The sequence below is a fragment of the Gemmatimonadaceae bacterium genome (genome assembly GCA_036496605.1).
GTDB lineage: Bacteria > Gemmatimonadota > Gemmatimonadetes > Gemmatimonadales > Gemmatimonadaceae > AG2.
Genome location: DASXKV010000025.1, coordinates 1 through 20,756, shown reverse-complemented (window position 1 = coordinate 20,756; position 20,756 = coordinate 1). Strand labels below are relative to the sequence as shown.

General features: G+C 62.8%; 14 protein-coding genes. 7 read left to right on the top strand and 7 right to left on the bottom strand.

The genetic code is table 11. The features are described from left to right. Positions 1-101: 101 nt before the first annotated feature. Positions 102-2,114 carry an ATP-dependent zinc metalloprotease FtsH gene (gene ftsH / locus VGH98_08355; GenBank protein HEY2375969.1) on the bottom strand — a complete coding sequence of 671 codons (2,013 nt, stop codon included), beginning with the start codon at positions 2,112-2,114 and terminating at the stop codon, positions 102-104. 281 nt (positions 2,115-2,395) lie between these two features. Here ftsH and VGH98_08350 point away from each other — a divergent pair, with 281 nt between their 5' ends. From VGH98_08350 to VGH98_08340, 3 genes are read left to right on the top strand one after another with little or no spacing between them, the layout of a single operon-like run. Next, positions 2,396-2,812, top strand: coding sequence for a YciI family protein (locus VGH98_08350; protein ID HEY2375968.1), 417 nt, complete (start codon positions 2,396-2,398; stop codon positions 2,810-2,812). Positions 2,813-2,847: 35 nt separating this feature from the next. Further along, positions 2,848-5,337 (top strand): ABC transporter permease, encoded by a 2,490-nt coding sequence (locus VGH98_08345; protein HEY2375967.1) that lies wholly within the window; start codon positions 2,848-2,850, stop codon positions 5,335-5,337. An 18-nt stretch (positions 5,338-5,355) separates the two neighbouring features. Continuing rightward, on the top strand, positions 5,356-6,171 hold the full coding sequence (locus tag VGH98_08340) for an aminoglycoside adenylyltransferase domain-containing protein (protein HEY2375966.1): 816 nt from the start codon (positions 5,356-5,358) through the stop codon (positions 6,169-6,171). A 262-nt stretch (positions 6,172-6,433) separates the two neighbouring features. Here the strand turns inward: VGH98_08340 and VGH98_08335 are convergent, their stop codons facing one another. The 3 genes from VGH98_08335 to pgm form a co-directional block, all read right to left on the bottom strand. Then, positions 6,434-8,284, bottom strand: a complete 1,851-nt coding sequence (locus VGH98_08335; protein ID HEY2375965.1) for a S41 family peptidase — start codon at positions 8,282-8,284, stop codon at positions 6,434-6,436. A gap of 388 nt (positions 8,285-8,672) precedes the next feature. Then, on the bottom strand, positions 8,673-8,840 hold the full coding sequence (locus tag VGH98_08330) for a hypothetical protein (protein HEY2375964.1): 168 nt from the start codon (positions 8,838-8,840) through the stop codon (positions 8,673-8,675). 422 nt (positions 8,841-9,262) lie between these two features. Further along, positions 9,263-10,924, bottom strand: coding sequence for a phosphoglucomutase (alpha-D-glucose-1,6-bisphosphate-dependent) (pgm, locus tag VGH98_08325; GenBank protein ID HEY2375963.1), 1,662 nt, complete (start codon positions 10,922-10,924; stop codon positions 9,263-9,265). Positions 10,925-11,245: 321 nt separating this feature from the next. Between pgm and VGH98_08320 the strand changes: the two genes are divergently transcribed. After that, positions 11,246-13,129 carry a hypothetical protein gene (locus VGH98_08320; protein HEY2375962.1) on the top strand — a complete coding sequence of 628 codons (1,884 nt, stop codon included), beginning with the start codon at positions 11,246-11,248 and terminating at the stop codon, positions 13,127-13,129. Between the two features lie 317 nt (positions 13,130-13,446). After that, positions 13,447-14,079: a hypothetical protein gene (locus VGH98_08315; protein HEY2375961.1), complete on the top strand. Its 633-nt coding sequence runs from the start codon at positions 13,447-13,449 to the stop codon at positions 14,077-14,079. A 15-nt stretch (positions 14,080-14,094) separates the two neighbouring features. Here the strand turns inward: VGH98_08315 and VGH98_08310 are convergent, their stop codons facing one another. Then, the gene (locus VGH98_08310) at positions 14,095-14,556 is read right to left on the bottom strand and encodes a hypothetical protein (protein HEY2375960.1); all 462 of its coding nucleotides are present in this window, start codon (positions 14,554-14,556) and stop codon (positions 14,095-14,097) included. Between the two features lie 946 nt (positions 14,557-15,502). Between VGH98_08310 and VGH98_08305 the strand changes: the two genes are divergently transcribed. Next, positions 15,503-16,123 (top strand): DUF305 domain-containing protein, encoded by a 621-nt coding sequence (locus VGH98_08305; protein HEY2375959.1) that lies wholly within the window; start codon positions 15,503-15,505, stop codon positions 16,121-16,123. Between the two features lie 101 nt (positions 16,124-16,224). Continuing rightward, positions 16,225-18,054, top strand: a complete 1,830-nt coding sequence (locus VGH98_08300) for a hypothetical protein (GenBank protein HEY2375958.1) — start codon at positions 16,225-16,227, stop codon at positions 18,052-18,054. A 304-nt stretch (positions 18,055-18,358) separates the two neighbouring features. Here VGH98_08300 and VGH98_08295 read toward each other — a convergent pair whose 3' ends face one another. Both VGH98_08295 and VGH98_08290 read right to left on the bottom strand, forming a co-directional pair. Further along, positions 18,359-19,267, bottom strand: coding sequence for a hypothetical protein (locus VGH98_08295; protein ID HEY2375957.1), 909 nt, complete (start codon positions 19,265-19,267; stop codon positions 18,359-18,361). Between the two features lie 342 nt (positions 19,268-19,609). Further along, positions 19,610-20,044 carry a hypothetical protein gene (locus VGH98_08290; GenBank protein HEY2375956.1) on the bottom strand — a complete coding sequence of 145 codons (435 nt, stop codon included), beginning with the start codon at positions 20,042-20,044 and terminating at the stop codon, positions 19,610-19,612. Positions 20,045-20,756: the final 712 nt, after the last annotated feature.

Below are 20,756 nucleotides of genomic sequence, written 5' to 3'. Positions count from 1 at the left end.
GGCCGCGCGACTCGCCAAGCTCGAGTCACAGGTGGCCGAGCTCTTGAAACCGAAGCCGCAGCGATAAGCTTCACCTTTTACGGCCCGGTGGCACTTCTAGGTCACTGTTCCGTCGGCAAGCTCTCGAGCACCGGCGCTGGCGGCAGCCCAGTCACCTCGAGAATCTCCCGTTCGTCGAGCGTCTCCCGTTGCAGAAGCGCGTCGGCGAGCGCGTCGAGCTCGCGGCGGTGCTTCGTCAGCAAGCGCTTTGCTTCATCGTGGCTCTCGGCGATGATGCGCAGCACCTCAGCATCGATCGTGCGCGCCGTATCCTCGCTGATCGGACCGCGTCCGGCTGCATCGCCATCCAGGCCGGCCAGGTACGGGTTTTCGCGGCCGACGAGGCGCACGAGACCCAACCGGTCGCTCATTCCCCATCGAGTGACCATGTTCCGCGCGATCGTCGTTGCTTGATCGATGTCGTTCTGCGCGCCGGTCGTCTTCGTATTGTACACGATCTCTTCCGCTGCACGTCCACCGAGCATCCCGACGATGCGCCCGCGAAGATAGGACTCGGGATAGTTGTACCGATCCGTGTCGGGTCGCTGGTATGTGACGCCGAGCGCTTCACCGCGCGGGACGATCGTGACGCGGTGCACGGGGTCCGCTCCGGGAATGACAAGCCCGAGAATGGCGTGACCACCCTCGTGGTACGCGATCCGCTCGCGATCCTGCCGACTCATCAGGAGGGGACGCTCAGGCCCGAGAACGATCTTCTCGAGAGCGTCCATGAAATCCTTCTCATGCACTTCATTTTGCTCGCGCCGAGCCGCGAGCAAAGCCGCCTCGTTTACGAGATTTCTCAAGTCCGCGCCGGAGAGTCCCGGCGTCGCGGCGGCGATTCCGTCCAGGCTCGTATCGGCAGCGAGCGGCACGCGACGAGTGTGCACCGCGAGAATCGCCGCGCGACCTCTCTTGTCCGGAAGGTTCACGACGACGCGCCGGTCGAAGCGGCCGGGCCTGAGTAGCGCCTTGTCGAGAATGTCAGGCTGATTGGTCGCCGCGATCACGATGATGCCTTCACGACTCGAGAAGCCGTCCATCTCGGTCAGGATCTGATTGAGTGTTTGCTCCTGCTCGCTCGATCCACCGAGTACGGCTCGCCCACGCGCACGCCCAATCGAATCGAGCTCGTCGATGAACACAATTGCGGGAGCGTTCTCGCGAGCTTGCTTGAAGAGATCGCGCACGCGCGCCGCGCCTACGCCGACGATCATTTCGACGAACTCGGAGCCGCTCATCGAGAAGAACGGCACGTTCGCCTCGCCGGCGACTGCTCGCGCGAGCAGTGTCTTGCCGGTGCCAGGTGCACCGATCAGAAGGACGCCTTTGGGCGCGGTGCCGCCGAGTCGCGTGTACTTCTGCGGATCGCGCAAGAAGTCGACGATTTCGACGAGCTCATTTTCTGCTTCGTCGATTCCGGCGACATCCTCGAAGGTGACTCGGCCCTCTTGCTGCTGATCGAAGCGCTTCGCCCCGCTCTTCCCGAGACCGCCAAGCAGTGCCCCACCCATCCCGCCACCCGCCTTCGCGGCGCGTCGAAAGAGCCACACATAGAATCCGATGAGCAGCAGGGCCGGCCCAAAGCCAAAGAGTAATGTCGTTAGGGAATTCCCGCCGCTCTCTGCTGGCTCGGCGTCGATCCGTACACCGTGGGCGATCAACAGCGCTTCGAGGCCCGGATCCACAAACGGTGGGAGTGTCGTCGCGAAGGTCGTTAGGCGCGCGGGCTTGGTGTGCGACGATGTGTCGCCCGGCGGCGGATAGGTTATTGGACTGATGAACTGTCCAGTGATGTTTTCTCCTCGGCTATCGATCGCGCGAACGTTCCCCTTGAGGACTTCCTGCTTGAAGAGCGTGTAGGGGATTCTCGTTGGCGTTGCTGCGCCAGGCGAGAAGAGCCGGACGAGGAGAAAATTGGCGAGCAGCAGCAGGAAGAAGGTCAGCCATGTGCGCCGCGGAGGAACTGGCGCTTGTTTCTTCGGCTTACCCGCGCCGCCGGCGAAGGGGTTCGTCGATTGATTCGGCGGCCGACCCGAGCTCGCGGGCTTTTCATTCCTGACGTTGTCGCTCATGGACTCAACGCGTTGTCGCGGCCGGAGGTTCGGCGGCTTGACCGCGCTTGTTGCTGATCGAAAAGCCAAAGCCTTTGCCAAATCTAAAGTGCGCGCGCTTCATCCACGTCCTCGCTACCGTTCGGCCTGCCACATCGATCGCAACAAGCAGCCGGACCAGTAATTCGATTCCGGCGAGTTGAACTTGTCGATTGCAGCCACCTTCGTTCGACGTAAGGGTAAGGAGGCGACACGAAACCGTCGACCTTCACCACGTTCAACCGTCTGGGAGAGAACCGCCAATGCGCTACATGTTCATCGTGAAAGGCTCCGAGAACCTCGCCGCGTCCGGACCGCCGCCAGCCGCGCTGTTCGAAGCCGTCGACAAGCTGGCCCAGGAAGCGGCCAAGAACGGCACGATGGTTTCGTTCGGCGGTCTCAAACCCACGTCGTTGGGCGCGCGCCTGCGGATCACGAACGGGAAGATCATCACGACCGACGGCCCGTTTACCGAGTCGAAGGAAGTGATCGGCGGGTTCTCGATCTTCAACCTCGCGTCCAAAACAGAAGCGCTCGAGGAAGCTCGCAAATTCACGGAGCTGCACCGCGTTCACTGGCCAAAGTGGGAAGGCGAGATCGAGATCCGGCAGATGTACGAGGAGGAAGACGACGTGCGGGCGGAGCAGATCGAAGGGAGTCGCGTCGTCGAGAGCCGTTAATCAACCAAATCGCCATCCGGGCCGTCCAAGAGATCATGCGAAACATCAAACTGGCCTTCCGGACGCTCTTCAAGACGCCGTTCGTCACGGTGGTCGCCATTCTCTCGCTGGCTCTGGGGATCGGCGCGAACGCGGCGATCTTCTCGCTGTTCAACCAGATGCTGCTCGCGCCGCTCCCGGTCTCACACCCTGAGCGCCTGGTCGACTTCGGTGGCAACTCGATGAATCCGGGCTCGCAGTCGTGCGGCCTGGCCGGTGGTTGCGATGAGGTCTTCAGCTACAAGATGTTCCGTGACCTCGAGGCCCAGCCCGGCCCGTTCAGCGGCGTCGCCGCGCACGTGCACTTCGGCGCGAACGTCGCCTTTCAGGGGCAGACGCTCAGCGGTAACGGCCTGGCGGTGTCCGGGTCGTACTTCCCGGTGCTCGGCGTCAAGCCGTCGCTCGGCCGTCTCTTCAACGCCACGGACGACCGGATCATCGGCGGCAACACCATCGCGGTGCTCAGCCACGGATTCTGGCTGACGCATCTCGGCGCTGACCCGTCGGTGATCGGCAAACCGATCATCGTCAACGGCCAGACGCTCACCATCATCGGCGTCGGTCCGGACGGCTTCGACGGCACCACGTTAGGCAACAGGCCCGACGTCTACGTGCCGGTCACCATGGCCGACGCAATGAATAAAGGCTCCGCGCAATTCGAGAATCGCCGGCGCTATTGGCTGTATCTGTTCGCTCGGCTCGGGCCGGGCGTCTCGATGCAACAGGCGCAGGCGCAGGAGAACGTCCTGTATCATAGCATCATAAACAACGTTGAAGCCGCTCTACAAAAGGGCCTCAGCGAGCACTCGCTGGCGCGCTTCAAGGCCAAGTCCCTCACGCTCACCGATGGGCGCCGCGGCCAGAGCGGCCTGCATAAGGAAACCAAGACGCCGCTGATCCTTCTTTTGGGTATCACGCTCGTCGTGCTCGCCATCGCCTGCGCCAACATTGCGAATCTGCTCCTCGCGCGCGCGGCGAGCCGCACGCTCGAGATGGCCGTACGCCTCTCCCTCGGCGGCACGCGCACGCAGTTGCTCGCGCAACTGCTCACCGAGTCCGTGCTCCTCGCCCTGCTCGGCGGCATCGCGGGCCTCGGCATCGCTTACGCAACGCTCAAGGGGATCGTGGCCCTGCTCCCGGGTGACGTCGCGACGACGATGGTGTTCTCGCTCAGCGGCCGCGCCGTCATCTTTGCCGGACTGTTGTCGATGATTACGGGCGTGCTCTTTGGTCTCTTCCCCGCCCTGCACAGCACGCGCCCCGACCTCGTGACGGCGCTGCGCGACAACTCGGGCAAGGCGTCGAGCACGCGCGGTGCCACACGCTTCCGCACGTCGCTCGTCACGACGCAGATCGCGCTCTCGATGGCGTTGCTCGTGTCTGCGGGGCTGTTCATCAAGAGCCTCGCCAACGTGAGTCGCGTGGATCTGGGCATCGACACCGAGAACGTGATCACCCTTCGCGTGTCGCCGGACCTCAACGGCTACAAGCCCGCGCAGTACGCGCAGCTGTTCACGAACATCGAGGACCAGATCGGCGCGCTCGCCGGCGTGCGCGGCATCGTCGGTTCACTCGTGCCCATTCTGTCCGGCGACAGCTGGGGAAGTGATGTCAGGGTCCAGGGATTCGACAAGACACCGGATACCGACGCGAACGCACGCTTCAATGCCATCGGCCCGAGCTACTTCTCGCTGCTCGGCATTCCACTTCTCTCCGGCCGCGAGTTCACGCCCAGCGACGGCATTGGTACGCCGAAAGTGGCGATCGTGAACGAGGCGTTTGCGAAGAAGTTTGGCCTCGGTCGCGACGCGGTGGGCAAGCTGATGGGCCAGGGGGACAGCCTCAACGTCCAGATCGTTGGGCTGGTGAAGGACGCGAAGTACAACAGTGTGAAAGACCAAATCCCGCCGCTGTTCTACTTTCCGTACAAACAGGACAGCACCCTCGGGTCGCTGAGCTTCTACGTCCGCAGCGCGCTTCCGCCGTCGACGCTCATGCCAGAGATCCGGGGTGTCATCGCGAAGCTCGACCAGAACCTGCCGATCGAAGAGTTCAAGACGTTGCCGCAGCAGGTGAAGGACAACGTCTACCTCGACCGCATGATCAGCACGTTGTCCGCGGCATTCGCCGCCCTTGCGACGCTGCTCGCCGCGATTGGCCTCTACGGCGTGCTCGCCTATTCGGTCGTGCAGCGCACCAAGGAGATTGGCGTGCGTATGGCGCTCGGCGCGGATGCGAGCGCGATCCTCCGCATGGTGCTCCGGCAAGTGGCGATGATGACGCTCATTGGTGCTGTGATCGGCGCCGCGGCGGCCTACGGTATCGGGCGCGGTGCGGCGTCGCTCCTCTTCGAAATGAAGGGCAGCGATCCGCTGGTTATGACCGGATCGGCGGTGCTCATTGCGCTCGTCGCGCTCGCGGCAGGATGCCTGCCGGCCCTGCGCGCGGCGCGCGTCGATCCGGTGCAAGCGTTGCATTACGAGTAACGCGCGAGTGATTGCGACGTGGCGGTGTCACCAACCCCTTACCCCGAGCTCAACGGCGTTCTCGAGCAACTCGTCGACGGCATCCGCCGCGCGCTGAGAGACTCGTTCATCGGCGCGTACCTGCAAGGCTCGTTTGCCGTCGGTGATTTCGACCAGCACAGTGACGCGGACTTCGTCGTCGCGGTGCTCGAGGAGCTGTCGACCGAACAGATCGCGAGGCTCGGTAAGGTGCACCGCGACATCTACGACTTGCCGGCCGGATGGGCGAAGCATCTCGAAGGATCGTACTTCCCGCTGGAGATCCTACGCCGTGGCGAGCGATCCGGTGCGCCGCTGTGGTACCTCGACCACGGCAGCAGCATCCTCGTTAGGTCGAGCCACTGCAACACGCTCGTCGTCCGCTCTGTGCTGCGCGAGCGAGGCATCACACTCGATGGGCCGCCCGCATCGGAGCTCGTCGATCCGATCTCGATCCCCGCGCTACGAGAGGAAATTGCCCGCACCATGGATGAGTGGGCGCGGGAAATCCTGAACGAGCCAGGACCGTACCGCAACCGCTTCTACCAGGGCTACATCGTGCTGAGCTACGCGCGCATGCTGCATGATCTGACCGCGGGCCGCCCAGGCTCGAAGCGCGGCGGAGCCGAATGGGCCAAGGCGACGTTCGACGCGAGTTGGCACGATCTCATTGATCAGGCGTGGGAGACGCGGCCGGAGCCGGCGACGAGCGTGCGTCAGCCGGCCGACACCGCGAGCTTCGATCGTTCCCTCGCGTTCATGAAGATGTGTGTACGCGCGAGCACGGCAACGTCTGAGTCGAGAGGAGCTCCGTAAGAATCGCCATGCACCGCGGTTCGCAGATCTCGCGCGACAGTCTCGGCAAATGGAAAGCCACGTTGTTCGCAATCGGTCTCCTCGCTTCGGATACCGCCGGGATAGATCATCGTCGCACGTCAGAGAGAGTGAGAGAGTGACCACCAACTACTCTAATCGCGGAGCGATACACAAGAGTCCAACTCCTGGACGACATAACCCGGCCGTTCAGTGCGGAGCTCTTCGACCGGTATGCCCTTGTCACAGCCCAGCGAGGGCTGGCTCAGTGAGTCGCACGTGATGACCCTCGCGTTATGCGCGCAGGCGTGGAGAGATATTGGATGGCACGTTCCAGTACCTCGTCGTGGCCCGCGCGCACGCCGGCGATCGTTCGAGACACCGGAATGGTCGGCTTGATTCCTACCCCATGATGTGGCGTGCCGTCACGCTTCACGACGCGCATTCCGGTGAACACGACGCGATATCCGCCCGGTAGCGTGAACGGATCGATATTGCCGTTCGTGCCCGCGGTCGTTTCGCCGACGATCTCGCCGAGGTGGTTCTCTTCGACCACGCCCAGCGTTGATTCCGCGTAGCTGATCGACCCCGGTCCCGCCAGGAAGGCGATCTTGGCATGAAGCCGCGGGGACTGCGGGCGAAGGCGCCACCCCACGTCGGAAAAGAGCATTTGCTCATGATCCGGCCGCACGATGAGTGGCAGCTCGAACTGGGCCGAGCTAATCGTCGAATCCGCTAACTGGGCCAACAGCGCCGCGGTGTTCACGTGTTGCGGGTAGCCGCGCATGTCGATGATGATCCCGGCGGCCTTCTCGAGCCGCGGCATCGCCGCGTCGATGTCCGCATCCGTCACGCGATCGAGATCGACGTACATGAGCCCGGGCCGAAGTTCGGCGACTTTCGGAGGCCGCTGTTCGGACGGAAGCGGTCCTGCCTCTCGCGGCAAAGTGGCCGTGCGGCTGCCGGCAGTCGTCGCGAACGCATCGCGAAACTCGACTCTCGTCGTTGTGCCTCGAGGGCCAGCGAGCAGTCTGCGGAGCGATACGTCTCGAATCCACTGCGGCGTCGCGCCGGACACGCGCGTCTCCCGAGCACGCAGTGCGTCGGTGATCGATACGCCGTCTACGCGAGTGACCTCATCACCAACGTGAATACCGTGCACCGCCGCACTGTTGCCGACCGCCGTGACGATGACCCGATTCTCGATCCAGCCGAGGCGTACGTCAGGGCCGGCGAGCGGTCGCGCGGAGTTGAACACGTTTCCGTGACCGTCGTGCAACTTCGCAATGAGTCGTTCGAGGGTTGCGTCGAACGCGGTATCGGTGGCGGCAACGGCTGCCTCTTGCAAGGCATCGCGGAGCGCCGCCGGCCAATCCGTTTTCGCGATATCGAAATATGGGTAGAAATGCTGCGGCACCATCCAGAGGAGAGCGACATCGGCGAGACGCGTGGCGCGCTCGCTGATGCCGAAGGTCTCTTGAGGTGGCTGCGGAGCGTAGGTGTCGAGATTGCCAAAGCTCAGAAGACCCACACGACGATAGAGCGCGAGCGGCATGATCACGGTCAGATCGTTCCCGAGTGGCGCGACGAACGGTGTCGCGGGGTCCGGTATCGGGAAAGGGCGTGGGCTACCGCACCCGGCGGTCTCGACACTCTTTGGCACGGCGTCTCGTATTCGCAACGACACACGTTCGCTTCGGTAAATCGTCATACGCGCTGACCCCAGTACGCCGTAGCCGCAGTGTCGCCAAAAGACAATCTCATCGCCGTTAGGCGACGACGGAGCCTTCGCTGCAGGCGTACGAGCGCCGTGGACGATCTGTAGCTCGTGCGCCACACCGCCATACAAGACGCGAAGCGTCGCCGCCAAGCTGTCCGCCGAGGGAGCGGATTCGACCGCACGCATCCCACGGATGACGAAGTCGTCCCAGTTCGTCGTTAGAACCGAGTCGCCTGGATAGAAAAAGCGAACGTATCCCGTTAGGCGCGTGAAGGCGATGACATTATCGAGTCCTTGTGCGGCTAGCGGTCGCGTTTCGTGCAACGTCTGTGCGTCACTGAGACAAGGCGACAACGTTCCAACCGCGACAGCGGTCGCGACCCGGAGAGCTCTCATATAACGTCTGTACGGCATCGGAGTCTTCATGCTCCTGTCAACGTTCTTGCTCGAGTGAGATCAACAGTCGCAACCCTCCGTCCGTTTATGAGTCTTCAGGATCGTTGCGAAGCAGGCGCGCGCACTCTTCACAAAGCGAGAGCGCGTCCCCGGGCACATCCTTTGTCGCAACCCGGCTCAAGTGAACGACGCCGACTCGTTCACCGCATCGACTGCATTTACGCGGCGGCGCTTTGACGCTCTTCTCCTTACGGAACCACATCTCTGCAATCCCTCAACCGAAAAAGGCCGGCCTCGACGACGCCGCGCTGGTTGTGCCGGCGCCGAGGTCGAACGAGAGGACTGGTTAGCAAACCTTCATCAATCGCCTAGCATCGGCGGACACAAATCAGCTCGCGCGACGCTCGAAGCTGAAGCCGAGATCCTCGAGGTCCTGATCGACCGGCTTTCCGCAAAGACCAGCGAGTTCCTCGAGACTTCGTGCCGGGTTTCTCCATTCGCAGGGATTGCCCGCGAGCCACGCGTTGATGCGCCGCCGCAGCTCTCGCTCAGGCATCCTTTTGGGTACGGACTCTCTCATAACTGCCCACGCGGCGGCGATCCGTCGAGCCGCTTCGTCAGCGTACAACGTGCTCGATTCGAGATAATGGGTCGACTCGCTCGTAGCCAGGTACGAGTTCGGGCCGTCCGCGAATGCGATCGCGTTGTGGCGAAGGAGACAGATCTCGGCCAGCGTATCGAAGAACCCCGCGGTGCAGATTGCGGATCCGCCGTGAACAGGCGCAACTTCGAGAGCGGCGTGTGTAGGAGGGTTGCGAGGTCCGCGTCGCTCCGCCCTTGCCCGACGAGTGCAAGGTCGGCACGGAAGCGCTCGTCGAAGTCCGTCATGTAGCACTCCTCCTTGAATGGCCGGATCATCGGGAGGATAAGGTACAAGTGCGGCGGGTGGAAGCAGGGGCTGTCGAGCGCTACATGCGTTCATGACCCTGTGTTCCCGAGCGCCACGGACAGCGTTGACTCGGCCTCTTCGATGATCTGGCCGAGGTGCTCGTCGCCGCGGAAGCTTTCGGCGTACATCTTTAGAATGTTCTCAGTGCCCGACGGCCGAACGGCGAACCAGCCATGCGCCGCGACCACCTTGAGCCCACCAATCGGCGCGCCGTTCCCCGCGGCCCGCGTGAGCATGGCCTGCACCGGTTCGCCAGCGAGCTGCGTGATGCCGAGCTGCGATGGATCGAGGCGCGCCAGTCGGTTCTTCTCGCCGGCGGTCGCCGGCATATCGAGGCGGCGGTACGCCGGATCGCCCAATTCGGCGGTGAGGTCGCGGTACAGCACACCCGGATCCCGACCGGTGCGCACGGTCATCTCCGCCGAGAGGAGCGCCGCGACAATGCCGTCCTTGTCGGTCGTCCACACGGTGCCATCGCGTCGCAGGAACGAGGCGCCCGCGCTCTCCTCGCCAGCAAAGCCGACGCTGCCGTCGAGCAGACCGTTTACGAACCACTTGAAGCCGACGGGCACGTCGTACAACGGACGTCCGAGCCGCGAGGCGACACGATCCAGAATCGCACTCGTGACGACGGTCTTTCCCACGCGCACGTCGCTCTTCCACGCCGGACGGTGAGTGAAAAGATACTCAACTGCCGCGGCTAAATAATGATTCGGCGGCAGCAGTCCCGCGCTCGGCACCACGATTCCGTGACGGTCGTGATCCGGATCGCACGCGCACGCTACGTCGAAACGATCCTTGAGCGCGAGCAGCCTGCGCATTGCGTACGGTGACGACGGATCCATGCGTATCTTCCCGTCCCAGTCGACCGTCATGAACCGGAACGTGGGGTCGACGACGTCGCTCACCACGCTGACGTTCAGCCGGTAACGATCGGCGATCGCGTGCCAAAACTGAACGCCCGCGCCCCCCATCGGATCGACGCCGACGTGAATTCTCGCGTCTCGCATCGCGTCCAGATCGAGCACAGCGCTCAAATCATTCACGTAGCTCGCGACGTAGTCGTGCCGGTGCGTCGTCGACACGCCGAGTGCGCGCGAGTACGGCATGCGCCGGATCGTGGGCCGCCTGGCGCGCAGCAATTCATTCGCGCGCTTTTCGATCCACGCGGTCACCTCGGGCTCCGCCGGTCCGCCGTGCGGCGGGTTGTACTTGAAGCCGCCGTCGTCAGGCGGGTTGTGCGATGGCGTCACCACGATGCCGTCGGCCAGACCTGACGTTCGGCCGAGGTTGTAGGTGAGAATGGCGTGCGACACGGCTGGCGTGGGCGTGTATTGGCCATCCGGCGCGATCATCACATCTACGCCATTGGCGGCGAGTACCTCCAGTGCGGTGGTGAACGCGGGAACCGAGAGCGCATGCGTATCGATGCCGAGGAACAACGGGCCGTCGATGTGCCGTGCACGCCGGTATGAACAGATCGCCTGCGTGATGACAAGAATGTGCCGCTCGTTGAAGGTACGCGCCGTCGACGAGCCGCGATGCCCCGACGTGCCGAACGCCACGCGCTCGCCCGCCACCGATGGATCGGGGACCTCGACGTAATACGCGGTCACGAGCAGCGGCACGTTCACGAGGAGCTCGAGGGGCGCAGCCGCGCCGGCGAGCGGGCTCACCCGTTCTTCGAGCATCGACGCCGCGGTGGTGGCGGACTGCTGCCCGTTGACCGGATCATTAATAACTTCTCACCAGGTGGCTGTTATCAGATCACCCTCCATGGCGCGAACGTACCGAGCACGAAATGCTCCCATTCTTCATCCGTGTCTAGAGACCGCGCCTCGCAAATGATCGCGTGGCCAAGGATCGATGCCTCAGGCCGCTCTGCGCCGACTAACGCACGTTCGTGCGATTCGACACAGCGCGGTGGTCACACGACTCGGCAGTCTTGACTCACTTCTCGAGCGGGCGACGACGAACCGCTCGGCTCACGGGCACCTAACGAGGACAGAACCATGCCCGGACCAGCTCAACGCGAAGCTCCCGCCGTACCGCCCTTCGATATCCCCGACCCGGATGATCCGGCGTTTCCCGACGTGGCGAACGATCCCGAGCCTCGTCACGTCGAAGAAGTTCTCAACGTGGACAACATCCAAGGCAACATTCTGGCTGGCTTCAATAAGGATTTTCAAACGCTCCTCTTTTACAACCTCGACGAGGTCAATGCCTTCAGGCGGTCACTGCAACCGCTACTCGCGCGGGGTTTCATCTCGACGACTCGCGAGGTCCTTCGCTTCAACCGCGTCTTCAAGCTATTTCACAGCAATGGCGGTGACCCGACGGGACTCGTTGCCACTTGGGTAAACCTCGCACTCTCCGCTGAAGGTTTGCGGAAACTCGTGCCGGCTGCCTTGGTTCAGAAGTTCGATGACGAAGCGTTCAAGGAGGGGCTGGCGCTGAGAGCCGTGGAAGAGCTCGACGATCCAGCCGACGCGGCTGCCGAAGGGAACGCGAGAAACTGGGTCATCGGCGGACTGGAGGCAGCGGGAAAGCCAAAGCCCGTACATCTCGTCTTCATTGTTGCGAGCGATGACGAGCCGAGGATGAGCGCACGCGTCGAGTTCGTGAAGCAACATATCAAAGGCGCGACTCTGGTCTTCGAGGAGCTCGGCAAGAACCTTCCGGCTCCACTTTCAGGGCACGAACAGTTCAAGACGCTCGATGGTGTCTCACAGCCGGGAGTACGGGGCCGAATCTCCGACGATCCACACGATGTGCTCACACCGCGACAGAATCCGGAGAAGGTTGATGGCCAGGGCCGACGGACGCAGGGAAAGCCCGGTCAAGACCTTCTCTGGCCTGGCGAATTCGTGTTCGGCTATCCGGCGCAAGATCCGGGGGCAGAAACACTCGACGATAGCAAGGGCAAAGTCCGCAACGGCGGAACAGGCAAGGACATCGAAGAGCTCACGAGAGATGGATCCTTTCTCGTAATTCGCCGGCTTCGTCAAGATGTCTTCGCCTTTCACAAGTTTCTAAAGGACAAGGCGAAGCTTCTCAGCGCTCCGCCCTTCAGCAATGCGCCTGACCACGTTCACCCGAACCATCTCAGCGCGAAGCTGGTCGGGAGATGGCTCAGCGGCGCGCCCGTCACTCGGACGCCGGAGGCCGACAACCAGCCGATGGGCGATGACGATTGCGCAAACAATAACTTTGAATTCAATCCCGACGAGCCGCCCGACCACCCGACTCCGTTGGCGCGCGGTCGCTTCGACTGCGAGGAGACCTTTCCGGACGCGTTCACGGACGATTCGGACAAGACGGTTGATCCGGAGCATGCAACTGGCATTCATGGACCCTTCGATATGCATATTCGAAAGGCCTATCCGAGGAACGATCTGACGGTCTCCGATCAGACCGATGCGAGCGAAGTGGACACGCAGACTCACCGAATTCTGCGACGAGGGATTCCGTTCGGAGACGTCTCTGCTTCGACGCCGGAGACGCCGGTGGATGACGATCCAAGGAAACGCGACCCGCGGGCACGTGGACGCGGTCTCCACTTCCTCTCGTACCAAACGTCAATTGTGGGTCAGTTCGAGTTCGTCGTGAAGATCTGGGTGAACAAGCCGGACTTCAGCGAGAAAGCGGCCGAAGGACACGCATGTCCTGGACAAAAAAAGCTTCCAACCGGACACGATCCGGTTATCGGTCAAACCAACAAGGACAAGCGCGTGCGACGGTTCTTCGTTCGGTTGCGTAACACGGGTGGGAAAGACATTTGCACGCAACTCGACACGAAGGATGATTCCGGAAAGGGAATCGACTGGGTGATACCGACGGGCGGCGAATACTTCTTTTGCCCGTCGATTGCCGCACTCAAGTCGCTCACGTCATGATTGTCGCATCGGAAAGCAGCCGTCGAAAGGCGTGCTGAGTCCCACTCGTCACGCCAAACGGAGGCAGATGAGTAGAGCATCAATCGCGGAAACCAAATTCACGACAACGTGGATTGGTTTCTGAGGCCGTACATCATCCTGCTGAGCGACTTCGCGCCGAGACCGTCGCGGCGAGTGAGCGACGCAACTCCGACACTGGGAGTCGTGCAATGTCCTTTCGTCGAACGGTCACAAGCGTTCTAATTTGCTCAACTGCCATCGTCGGGTGCAGCGATCAGAGTCCAAAACCCCCCGGTCCTCCCGCGAACGTGGTGGTCGTGAGCGGCGACGCGCAGCAGGGGACAGTTGCGACGGCGTTATCCGCACCGATCGTCGTGAAAGTGACCGACGCCAGTAATCGGGCTGTTCCCGGAGTGACGGTGACATTTATGCCGATGGCCGGTGATGGCAACGTCAAGCCCGCACAAGCGACGACAGACAACGGCGGCGTAGCTCTGACGACGTGGACCATGCCCCCTGTGGCCGCCGACCTGATGACACTCGACGTGAGCGTCCCGAGAGGCGAGGCAATTAGCCCAATCGTTGCGACGGTTCACGCGAAAGCGATTCCGGACGCCGTCGCGGCGCTTTCCATAGTGGTAGAACCCGACAGAGTCGCCGTATCAGGTACTCCACTCATCTCTCAACCGGTGCTCCGCCTCGTCGACCGATTCGGGAACGATGTGCCACAAGCGAACGTGGTCGTGGCCGTAGCGGCAATCGGCGACAGCTTTACTCACATCCTCGGTGGTTCGCTCAGTCTCCTTACGGATGATCTCGGCCGAGCAACGTTCTATGGCCTTACGATCTACGGTCCGGCGGACAACCTGAGCCTCGTCTTCAGTGCGCGGCAGGTGCCCGTGGCGCCCGTTACGTCCACATCGGTCGATCTCCTACCATCGGGCACCTGACTCGAGTGCTGATCGTCAGTTCCGGTCAACCCGATTCCGCCAATCGCGATTCGGCCTGTCCTCGCGATCCTGGCCCGAACGGCCGCGCGTTCGCGCGCCTGAATCATGTTCGTTGCCGCGAGATGGCAGTCCGTTCCTGTTCGTGCCGTACCCGTAGTGCCGGCTGTGGTCGAAGCCGTTATGACGACCATTGTCGTGTTGACCGCCATTGTCGCCCCAGCGACCATTGTCGTCCTCGTCGCCATCGCGATCCTTCTTCGCGTGATGCTTCTTCGCATGATGACGTTGCGAGGTGGTCGGGTACTGCGGGTACTGCTGCTGCGGGTAACCCGGATACGACGAAGGATAGCCGGACCGGCCCTGCACTCGCGACGGCGTGTTGGAAGTGTTCGGGTAGTACACCTGCGCTCCAGCGTTTGCAACCATGCCCACACTGGCGATCGTCGCGACTGTTGCTAGAACCATCAACTTTCGCATTTGCTCCTCCAACTCGGCGTTTGTGCACCCGGCCGCTCCAACCCAGCGGCGGCTTCACCTTGCTGAGACGCCGCAACATCTAGAAAGATCCGCGCCGCGTCGCGACAAGCACGTACGTGCCCTGAATCACCAACTTTTGACCTGAGTCGAGGACGGTGCGCTGATCACCGGAGTGGACAGAGCGCGCGCGGAGGCATTCAGCGCGCTTGGCGGCTCGATGGTTGGACTGGCGCGATGAAAGCGCACGCCACGTTAGGCCAGCGAACGGTTCGCCGCCCATGTCGCTATCGGGATTCCGGCCGGTTTGCCGAGAATGACCGCGCCCCGCGTCAGGGCCCTCGAAACGCGAGGTGGTGGCAGCACTGGATTCTTCAGGGAATCTTGGCTTCCGTGGAGTCCCGCGGAGCGGATTCGAAATAGGCCAATCCGTACCGCTGCGCGAACGCATGGAGTGTTAGGAGTGACGCTGACGTCGAGCGCTTTGACTCTTGCGATCAGCGCCAGCACTGGGGGATTCGCAGGCCCCAGATAATTCCAGAGCTCTGGCACATTCATGTATGACGCGGTCGGCGACAGCCCGTGTCCGCGTTGGCGAACACGCAGTTCGCGAATGCAAGTGGCGATATGAACGCGATGCGTGCAGTCACGCTGTCGGCTGGTCACCGTTTTGGGGACTCCCTAGGCCACGGCAACTCTCCATGCGATCGCCTGCTCACGGGTTCGCGTCCTTTTCTCTGCCGCTGATCTCGGTGTCGTTCTTTCGGCCTGCTGCGCCGCTGTTTGGGACTTCGCGCCGTTTCGGATTTCGCGCCGTTTGAAACTCAGCGCCGTCGCGAGGATAGCCCCACATCTAGTCCTCTCACTCGATACGCCGTATCGTATCGCCGGTTCCTTGGGGCCCATCCACACTCGCTCTCGTCGAGCAGACTGACTGAAGGAGGTCGTCGTGACGACCAAATGCGTCGCCGGTGCACTCGTGCTCTTTATCATGTTGATCGGCGGCCCGTCGCTCGCGCTGTCCCAGAATGGCGGCACGACGGCCATGAGCGGCATGGACATGGCTCACGAGATCACGATCCCGAAAGGCGCCCTGTACACCAAGGCCGACGTCGAGTTCATGCAGGGAATGATCGCGCACCACTCTCAGGCGATCGTCATGTCGCGAATGGCCGAGTCGCACAACGCCAATCCGCAGGTGCTGAAACTCTCGAACAAAATTGATCAATCGCAGCTGCCGGAGATTCACATCATGCAGGCTTGGCTTTCGCGTAACAAACAATTCGCACCGGATACGTCGTCGTGGCACAACGTGATGATGGCGGGCATGCTGACGGCGGCGCAGATCAAGGAGCTCGACGCGGCCAAGGGAGTCGACTTCGACCGCGCGTACCTCCGCCTCATGATCCAGCATCACGCCGGCGCGCTGAAGATGGTGGATGACCTGTTCAACGTCTCACTCGCTGGACAGGACGTCGACGTGAACGTGTTCGCGAACGATGTCGTCACGGCGCAAACTACAGAGATCGGCATCATGCAGAGGTTGCTCACGCAACTCCCGGCGAAGTGAAGCACCGACGCGGCTCTGCTGCGCAGAGCAGTTTTATTGGAAGCGCGCGGGGCCCCAACCCCGCGCGGCGCATTCATCACCACTCACTGGAGTCCCTCCCGATGCGCAGTGCAAGCAGGCTGATAAGCCTCATCGCGACCCTCGCCGTGCCGGCGCTCGTGTCGGCGCAGAGCTATCCGAGCGCCGCCGACCCGCGGAGCAATCTCAAGCCGGGCCGGTTTGACGCCGGAGTCGCGGCGAGCAACATGCGCCTCGTGTCGTTCTCGCCGAAGCCGGCGCAGTTCGACAGCTCGCGCGGCCTGGCGTTCATCAACTCCGACCTGGCGTTCGGCGACGGCCACTTCGTGTACCAAGGCAACTTCGCCGGTTTCACGGTGTGGGACGTGAGCGATCCGGCCAAGCCGGTCGTCGCGTCGGTCGTGGAGTGCATCACGTCGCAAGGCGACCCGTCGATCATTGGCAACCTGCTGTTTCTCTCCGCCGAGGGCGCGGGCAATCGCACTGACTGCGCCAAGGGCGGCGTGCAGGACCCGAAGGACCACATGGCGGGCGTGCGCATCTACGACGTCTCCCACCCGCACGCGCCCAAGCTGATCAAGAACGTGCAGACCTGCAAAGGCTCACACACCCACACCGTCATCCCGAGCCCGACGGATCCCAACATCATCTACATCTACGTGTCGGGGCAGCAGGCCGCGCGGCCGGACTCGGAGCTAGCCGGGTGCAAGAACGGCACGGACCCCGCCGACCCAACGAACTCGCTCTACCAACTCGACATCATCAAGGTGCCGCTCGACCACCCAGAGCGGGCCGCGGTGATCCCGGGCGCGCGAATCTTCACGGGCCTCGAGGGATCGCCAACTTGCGTCACCTTCTGCGCTCCGCCGGACAGCCGCCGCCGACCGCGGGGTGCAGCCCAAGCCGGCGCGCCTAACGGCGCCCCTGACCCGCTGCACACGGGCCCGCGCAACTGTCACGACGTGACGGCCTACCCGGCGATGCACCTGCTTGCCGCGGCGTGCTCGAGCTACGCCATCATGGTCGATATCTCGAACCCCGAGAAGCCGGTGCGGCTGTCGGCCATTACCGACACCAACAACTTCCAGGGCCGGCACACCGCCGGGTTCAGCAACGACGGTAAGAAGACCCTCTGGACCGACGAGTGGGGCGGTGGCACGGGCCCGATGTGCCAGGCCGGCAGCATAATGGAGCTGGGCGGCAACACGATCGTCACCGCGAGCGCAGACAACAAGAAGTTGACGCAGCGCTCCTACTTCAAGCTTCCCACCGCGCAGTCCGCGCAGGAGAACTGCGTCTCGCATAACGGGGGAATCATACCGGTGCCGGGACGCGACCTCTACGTGCAGGGCTGGTACCAGGGTGGCGTGGACGTCATGGACTTCACGGACACCGACCACCCGACCGAGATCGCGTACTACGATCGCGGTCCGATCGACGAGCCGGCCGACACGTCGAAGGCGAGCGAGCGCTCACGCTACACGATCGGCGGCTCATGGGGCGCGTACTACTGGAACGGGATGATCTACTCGTCGGAGCTCGACCGAGGGTTCGACGTCTATGAGCTGACGCCAAGCGCGCAGCTCTCGGCGAACGAGATCGCCGCCGCAAAGCTGGTGACGCTGAAGGAGTACAACCCGCAGAGTCAGCCGAAGGTCGCGTGGCCGGCGGCGTTCCCAGTAGTGCGCTCGTACCTCGACCAGCTCGTGCGCAACGACGGCCTAACGAGCGACAAGACGTCGGCGATTGCCAGCTCGCTCGATGCAGCGGAGAAGCAGAGCGGCGCGGCGCGGGCCGCGTCTCTCAACAAGCTCGCGCGGCAGGTGGACGCTGACGCGAAGGGTGCCAAGGACTCGGCGCGCGTGAAGACGATGGCGTCGGAAATCCGTCGTCTAGCCGCGAAGTCGAAGTAACGGCGCGAAGTCCCGAACGGCGCCAGGTCCCATACTGCGCAAGGTCCCAAACGGCGCTGAGTTCCGAAGAGCGCTGAGTTCCGAAGAGCGCTGAGTTCCGAAGAGCGCTGAGTTCCGAACGACGTTTAACGTCGTTTGGGACTTCGCGCCGTTCGGGACTTCGCGCCGTTCGGGACTTCGCGCCGTTCGGGACTTCGCGCCGTTTGGGACTTCGCGCCGTTCGGGACTTCGCGCCGTTCGGGACTTCGCGCCGTTCGGGACTTCGCGCCGTTCGGGATTTCGCGCCTTTAAAAGACTCACCCGATCAGTGTGTGTGCTCGCCGAGCAGCATTGCCACGCGCTTCTCCATGCGCTGCCTGGCCAGCGGCGTGGGTGCGTGCGCCAGATACGTCTGATAGACGGAGTCCCATTGCGCGGCCGCCCGCTCGGCGGCGCGGTCCCAACGCGCGACGTCTTTGGCCCGCTGCGCGGCGAGCAGCTCCGGGATGATCGCCCGAAGCGAGTCGCGATACGGCTGAACCGCCACCTGGATGTCGGCGCGACGCGCCATCCGTGGGAAGATCGAAAGGGTATCGGTCACCTCCGCGATACCGAGCCCGGCCCGCCGTACCAGCGAGTTGAACATCGCGTCGTGCATCCGCGACGCCTCGGGCGCCGCGAGACCAGCAGCCCAAAATGGAAGGTTCGGGTTGGTGCCCGCGAATGGGCCGTCGGGTGATGGCACGAACCAGACATGAAGCATGACGAGCGTTTCGCCCGGCGGCGCCAGATCCTCATGCTGGTGCCATGGCGGCTTGCCGTCGAAGAGCGCCGGCCGTACGGTGTCGGCCACGGGCGTGATATACGCGTATGCCGCGCCGACCAGCGAATCGCGTCCGTTGATCTTCGAGAACATGAGGTTATTCGGGGCCGCCAGATCGCTTTGCTTGTCCTTCACCATGCGGCTCTCATCGACCCAGTGCACGCCCATCGTAGGGATCCAGCCGAACACAGGTTTGAACCCGGCGGTTGCCGCTGCCGTCGGGACGGCGAGGGCCTGCATCGCCTTGGCAACCTCCGCGATCTGATGCTGCGCCTGCGCTGAGACCGGTCCCATCGCGGCGTGATCCATTCCCGCCATGCCTTCCTGGTGTGCCGGCGCCTGCGACCACGCGCGGGCACTGGCGAGCAAGCAGAGGGCGACGCAACCCGCGCTTCGTCGAGCAATCAACATGACGTCTCCATTTCGATGTTCTCGTGACACTGTTCCTACGATTCAGCCTAGCGAAAGGTTCGATCGGCGGCGCGTACGCTGATCGATGTCGACTAACAGTGCCCCTCGGCGTCAATTTTGAATTTGAAGAGCCCGAACGGCGCGAGGTCCCGAACGGCGCTGAGTCCCGGACGGCGCGAAGTCCCGGACGGCGCGAAGTCCCAGACGGCGCGAAGTCCCGGACGTCGTTAAACGTCGTTTGGGACCTCGCGCTGTATGGAACTCAGCGCCGTATGGGAACTGGCGCAGTATGGGACTTCGCGTCGTTTGGGACTTCGCGCCGTTTGGTCATTTCGCTCTTGCTCATCTTCCCACCGCGAATTGCGCGATGACGAGTGTGCCAGTTCGTGTCAGGTGCAGGCGTCCATCTTTGAACAGCCACTGCGCATAGTCAAAGCCCTTACCGCGTCTTAGCGCGCGCGGCGCGCCGTAGCGCTTGGTCAACGTCGCGAGCAGGGGATCAAATGCCGCCCCGGAATCGGCCTTGATATGAATCATGGAGAGCCGGTCGTTCCTGTAGAGGTAGCCGGCGTCGAGCTTCATGCTGCCTATTGCCTCGCCTTCCCTCGCGCACATTTGCGTTACGTCGTCCAGTTTCCTGCACTCAGTCCACGGTTCTCCGGCAGCGCTTGTCTCGCCGGCGCGATGCCCGTTGAGCGCGAACCGAGGAAGTGAATCTTGCGCGCGAACCTGCGGCGCGATGATCAGAATCAGCCCGGCGACCAAAAGCGAGCGCATTGTCCGCCTCCTTCTCGTGAATTAGTCCTCGATTGTCGACGCGCGGGGCGAAGGATCCGTTTCGCCAAGGGTGCTTTGCCCTAGGACAGAAACTGCGAAGCCCGTTAGCGCACCGCTGATGGCCTTCGCGTGCAGGGGCAGCTTTGCGCCCCAACTGATCATCTTTTGCACTTGTGAGTGCGTCCGGAGGTTTCCCATGTCGTTGGAAGCGTCCAGAGGCATTTTGAACAAAGAATCAGCAGCTCCATGGGGATATGGAGCCGTCGGTGCTGAGGAGCGAGTCAGTGGTCTCAGCGCAGTGTCAGCGGTTTCAGCGGCCCTGCTGACCTCAACCGTTCCCAAATTCGCGGAAGATCCCAAAATTGGGTTCTTCCGGCATTTCTGGGAGAGTCGCGACGCGCAGAGTGGTGGGGGCCGCAGAAGCCGCTGACACGCGCTGACACCGCTGATGTGTTCCGTCTGCGCAGCGAGGTCCTCGCACCGGTGTCGATGCGTTCTAAATGTTTTGGGAAGTTTCCATGACCGATCGGAGCTCATCGGCGCACTTAAGCAAAGACAAACAATCTGACCTGGTGCGTGTGCGCTGCCATCCAGAGGAGATTGTCAGCGGCTTCAGCGCCGTGTCAGCGGCTTCAGCGGCCACTTTCCCCTCCTGAAGGGATCATCCCGAAATTCGCGGAAGATCCCAAAATTGGAATGAGCTTCATCGGGG

Coding starts and splice junctions, on each gene's coding strand:
- VGH98_08335 (HEY2375965.1), bottom strand. CDS start 8,284: ATGAGAGCTCTCCGGGTCGCGACCGCTGTCGCGGTTGGAACGTTGTCG.
- pgm (HEY2375963.1), bottom strand. CDS start 10,924: ATGCTCGAAGAACGGGTGAGCCCGCTCGCCGGCGCGGCTGCGCCCCTC.
- ftsH (HEY2375969.1), bottom strand. CDS start 2,114: ATGAGCGACAACGTCAGGAATGAAAAGCCCGCGAGCTCGGGTCGGCCG.
- VGH98_08320 (HEY2375962.1), top strand. CDS start 11,246: ATGCCCGGACCAGCTCAACGCGAAGCTCCCGCCGTACCGCCCTTCGAT.
- VGH98_08300 (HEY2375958.1), top strand. CDS start 16,225: ATGCGCAGTGCAAGCAGGCTGATAAGCCTCATCGCGACCCTCGCCGTG.
- VGH98_08345 (HEY2375967.1), top strand. CDS start 2,848: ATGCGAAACATCAAACTGGCCTTCCGGACGCTCTTCAAGACGCCGTTC.
- VGH98_08350 (HEY2375968.1), top strand. CDS start 2,396: ATGCGCTACATGTTCATCGTGAAAGGCTCCGAGAACCTCGCCGCGTCC.
- VGH98_08310 (HEY2375960.1), bottom strand. CDS start 14,556: ATGCGAAAGTTGATGGTTCTAGCAACAGTCGCGACGATCGCCAGTGTG.
- VGH98_08295 (HEY2375957.1), bottom strand. CDS start 19,267: ATGTTGATTGCTCGACGAAGCGCGGGTTGCGTCGCCCTCTGCTTGCTC.
- VGH98_08290 (HEY2375956.1), bottom strand. CDS start 20,044: ATGCGCTCGCTTTTGGTCGCCGGGCTGATTCTGATCATCGCGCCGCAG.
- VGH98_08330 (HEY2375964.1), bottom strand. CDS start 8,840: ATGCCTGAGCGAGAGCTGCGGCGGCGCATCAACGCGTGGCTCGCGGGC.